The 3,856-nt window shown below is 39.3% G+C and carries 5 protein-coding genes and 1 pseudogene; 2 read left to right on the forward strand and 4 right to left on the reverse strand.

Translation table 11 applies throughout. The features are described 5' to 3' along the window. Positions 1 to 267, forward strand: a pseudogene (locus ACTF6W_RS06630) (threonine synthase); the annotation flags it as partial. After that, positions 264 to 1,520, forward strand: coding sequence for a M16 family metallopeptidase (locus tag ACTF6W_RS06635; protein WP_438993758.1), 1,257 nt, complete (start codon positions 264 to 266; stop codon positions 1,518 to 1,520). The pseudogene ACTF6W_RS06630 and the gene ACTF6W_RS06635, both read left to right, overlap by 4 nt. On the opposite strand, the gene ACTF6W_RS06640 is transcribed toward ACTF6W_RS06635, so the two are convergent. The 4 genes from ACTF6W_RS06640 to ACTF6W_RS06655 form a co-directional block, all read right to left on the reverse strand. Then, the gene (locus tag ACTF6W_RS06640; protein WP_438993759.1) at positions 1,517 to 1,915 is read right to left on the reverse strand and encodes a GFA family protein; all 399 of its coding nucleotides are present in this window, start codon (positions 1,913 to 1,915) and stop codon (positions 1,517 to 1,519) included. The genes ACTF6W_RS06635 and ACTF6W_RS06640 overlap by 4 nt on opposite strands. After that, entirely contained in the window at positions 1,915 to 2,517 is a 603-nt protein-coding gene (locus tag ACTF6W_RS06645; RefSeq protein WP_438993760.1) for a glutathione S-transferase family protein, read from the reverse strand. The genes ACTF6W_RS06640 and ACTF6W_RS06645 overlap by 1 nt, the downstream gene beginning before the upstream one ends. Continuing rightward, positions 2,511 to 2,951, reverse strand: a complete 441-nt coding sequence (locus ACTF6W_RS06650; RefSeq protein WP_438993761.1) for a gamma-glutamylcyclotransferase family protein — start codon at positions 2,949 to 2,951, stop codon at positions 2,511 to 2,513. The genes ACTF6W_RS06645 and ACTF6W_RS06650 overlap by 7 nt, the downstream gene beginning before the upstream one ends. Position 2,952: 1 nt before the next feature. Continuing rightward, positions 2,953 to 3,856, reverse strand: a 904-nt coding sequence (locus tag ACTF6W_RS06655; RefSeq protein WP_438993762.1) for an A/G-specific adenine glycosylase, incomplete at its 5' end; no start/stop codon positions are given.

The following is a 3,856-nucleotide window of genomic DNA, read 5'->3' on the forward strand; positions in this document are numbered from 1 at the left end:
GTTTATAGCAGAGGTGGGCATATGATTGATCCTCATACTGCTGTGGGTGTTAAAGCTGCGCGCGAAAACTGGCGTGATCAAGAAACTCCAATGGTCTCATTGAGTACGGCGCATCCTGCGAAATTTCCAGAAGCGGTTAAAGAGGTAACAGGGAAGCATCCTGAATTGCCGGCTCATATGGCTGATTTATTTGAACGCGAAGAAAAGTTTGATGTTCTGCCAAATGACCTCGAAGTTCTGAAAAAATATATTTTGGAAAATTTATGAGCGTTCGCTCTACCACCTTAAATAACGGACTTCGTGTCGTTAGTGATGAAATGTCAAACGTCGAAACAGTCACGGTTGGCGCTTGGGTTGATGTTGGTAGCCGATTTGAAACAGCGGATGAAAATGGTTTATCACATATGCTTGAGCATATGGCTTTTAAAGGAACCAAACGTCGAACTGCGCTTGATATCGCTGAAGAAATTGAAAATGTAGGCGGTTATTTAAATGCCTACACGTCACGTGAACATACCACTTACTATGCACGTCTATTAAAAGAAGATCTAGAATTAGGCGTTGATATGCTTGGTGATATTTTGCAGCATTCTACCTTTATTGCTGATGAACTTGAGCGTGAACGAGGGGTGATCATTCAGGAAATCGGCCAAGCTGAAGACACACCTGATGATATTGTATTTGATTTAATGCAATCGGCTGCGTATCCGGACCAGCCAATGGGAAGGCCCATTCTAGGTACAACAGAATTGGTAAATGCATATAGCCGTTCTGATTTAATGCATTATATGTCCAATCATTACAAAGCTTCAACCATGGCCGTCGTGGCGGCCGGTAATTTGGATCACGATAAATTTGTAAATATGGTTGAAACACATTTCTCATCATTTGAATTAAAAAGAGACGAGGCAAAAATTAAAACTATTTATCATGGCGGTGAAACGCGTATTGAACGTGATTTAGAACAAGTAAATTTATTGTTTGGCTTTGATGGTATTCAGTTTGATGATTCCGATTACTATACGTCGCAAATCATGTCGATGATTTTCGGTGGTGGTATGTCATCGCGATTATTCCAAGAAGTAAGAGAGAAACGCGGTCTTGTTTACTCTATTTATTCCTATATGGGATCATATGTTGATGGGGGTACATTTGGTATTCACGCAGGCACCGGGCCTGATCAAGTATCTGACCTTATTCCGGTGGTTGGTGAAGAACTAAGAAAAATGACGGTTAAAGTCACAGAGCAAGAATTGAACCGCGCAAAAGCGCAAATGAAAGCGGGCATTTTAATGTCACTTGAAAACACAACCAGCCGCATGGAACAATTGGGCAGACAGCAGATGATTTTTGGACGCCATATTTCCAGAGATGAAGTTATCGACAAAATTAATGAGATTGATACGCAATCCGTAACAAATTGTGCTGCCCGTATTCTAAATGGAAGTAAGTTAAGTCTAGGTGCGATTGGCCCGCTAAATTCATTATATGGTTATGATAAAATAATCAGCCATTTTTAATCATGCTGGTCTTCATGATATTTCGGTAAATTATCATCTAAATTTACGTGATTTAAGGCGCGTTTTGTCCAGATATGATGATCAATTTTAATGTTGTCTGGATTTTCAAGAGCACCAAGTGGCAGGTCAAAAAATTTATCCGTATGGATGGATACGTTTGAACCACAGTTCGCGCAAAACCCTCGTGCTAAAGATTTACTGGACTGATATTTGGCTATTTCACCTTTTTTAACGTGAACTTTTTCTTTATCGAAAATGACCCAGACCATGAAGCTTGAACCGTATGATTTCTGACACATCTGACAATGGCAATATTTCGTATAATTAGGCGTTCCCGATGCCTCAATTTCAATATTTCCGCAAAGGCAGCTTGCTTTATGCACTTCTTCAACCATTAGAACATCTTTATATAATTTGGTAATGCTTCGATTTGGTTGCACCAATTATTAATGGCTGGGAATCTTGTCATATCAAACCCCCCAAGTGGTGCTTTATGGGTATAGGCATAAAGCGCAATATCAGCGATTGATATATGATCTCCAACAAGCCAGTTGTTTTCTTTTAACTGATTTTCCATTATTTCTAAAGCAGAATACCCTTTTTCATGAAGAGTTGGGATCTCAGCTCGGCGGGGTGTGTTTTCAGGTAACATAGTTAAGATAAATTTGGCGACAGCAACAAAGGGCTCGTGTGAATATTGTTCAAAACACATCCACTCCATCACTTTTGCCTGCAACCATGGATCATTAGGAAAATATTCTGTGCCAAGGGATAGGAAATAAATTATCGCATTAGATTCTGCAAGACATTTACCATCTTCAAACTCTAGGACAGGAATACGGCCATTTTTATTATATTTTTTTAGAAATTCATCGGTTCTGGTTTCACCATTAACGACATCATATTGGATGCATTTATACTCTTTTCCCATTAAGGATAAAAGTAGCCTCGCTTTATAAGCATTTCCTGATTCGACATTATCATGAAGAATTAACATTTATGATCTCCTATCTCATCAATCATTCTATTTAAATGGTTTAAGTAATCATCCGGAAAATTATATTTCTGGCAAATGGAATAGAGCTTTTTTGTATAATCACTGTTTTTTGCCGGTTTCATAGCATAACCTTCGGGCAATATGTAGACATCGGCCGTTACCGTTTTATTGTCACGTTGTGCGATGCATGAAACAGTTTGCTTTTTATAATCGGCAACTGATTTTTCCGAATAAAGTGCATTGATATCATTTTGGTTTAGATCAATAAGATTTCCCCAAACATGATTGCTATCGCTTCTGACTAGGTTGGCTCTTTCACCAATTATCAATTGGTAATTATTTAATTTGGCAATTTGTACATTGTTGGGCGTGTATCCTAATTTTACGAGAATTTCAGGATCTAAAAACAAGCCGTAAAAGAATGCAGTAACCATCTTATAAATCCAATAGAGGTTGTCCAACATGGACAAAGATTTTTTTCATAACAGTGGGAAGGGCATATTCATTAGATTTCTCAATTTCGCACCATTCGCCTTCTTGCAGATTAATCATTTCTTCTAAATTGAGCCGCACAACTTTTAATTCTAAATGAAAATGGGTAAATGTGTGACGAACAACACCCGGTAATAAATCCCAATTAGCAATGATCGGTATGCGCGGCGTTGGAATATTATCCCAACTGTTGCTAGGTGCCCACTCATTAGATGGAACCTCCATCATTCCACCAAGAAGTCCTTTTTCCGGCCTTTTTCTCAGCCAAACTTTACCATCATACTCAGCCCAAAAAGCATAACCTCGCCTTGTTGGTTTAACTTTTTTGTTTTTTCTAACCGGTAAATCAGCTTCGGTGCCTAACTCATGAGCGAGACAATCTTCCTGCCAAGGACAATTGTCGCATTTGGGAGATTTAGGCGTACATACGGTGGCCCCAAGATCCATAAGTGCTTGTGCATAATCACCGGGTCTATGGTTTGGCGTAAATACCCTTGCATATTCTCTTATTTCGGGTCTCGAATCTGGGAGAGGGGTTTCAATATTAAAAACACGAGAAATAACGCGTTCAACATTGCCATCGACAACTGTCGCAGGGATATCGTAAACAATTGATGTAATCGCGGCGGCGGTGTATGCGCCAATACCGGGCAATTTAAGAAGCTCATCAAATTGATTAGGGAATTCACCATTTAATTCATCGACGACTTGTTTGGCGCATTTATGCAAATTACGTGCACGGGCATAATATCCAAGCCCTGCCCAGGCGGTAAGCACTTCATCAAGGTCTGCTGCTGCTAATTTTTCAATAGTTGGCCATTCCGTTATAAATTTTTCGAAATATGAT

It is taken from the genome of Pseudemcibacter sp., from assembly GCF_965661635.1.
Taxonomy (GTDB): domain Bacteria; phylum Pseudomonadota; class Alphaproteobacteria; order Sphingomonadales; family Emcibacteraceae; genus Pseudemcibacter.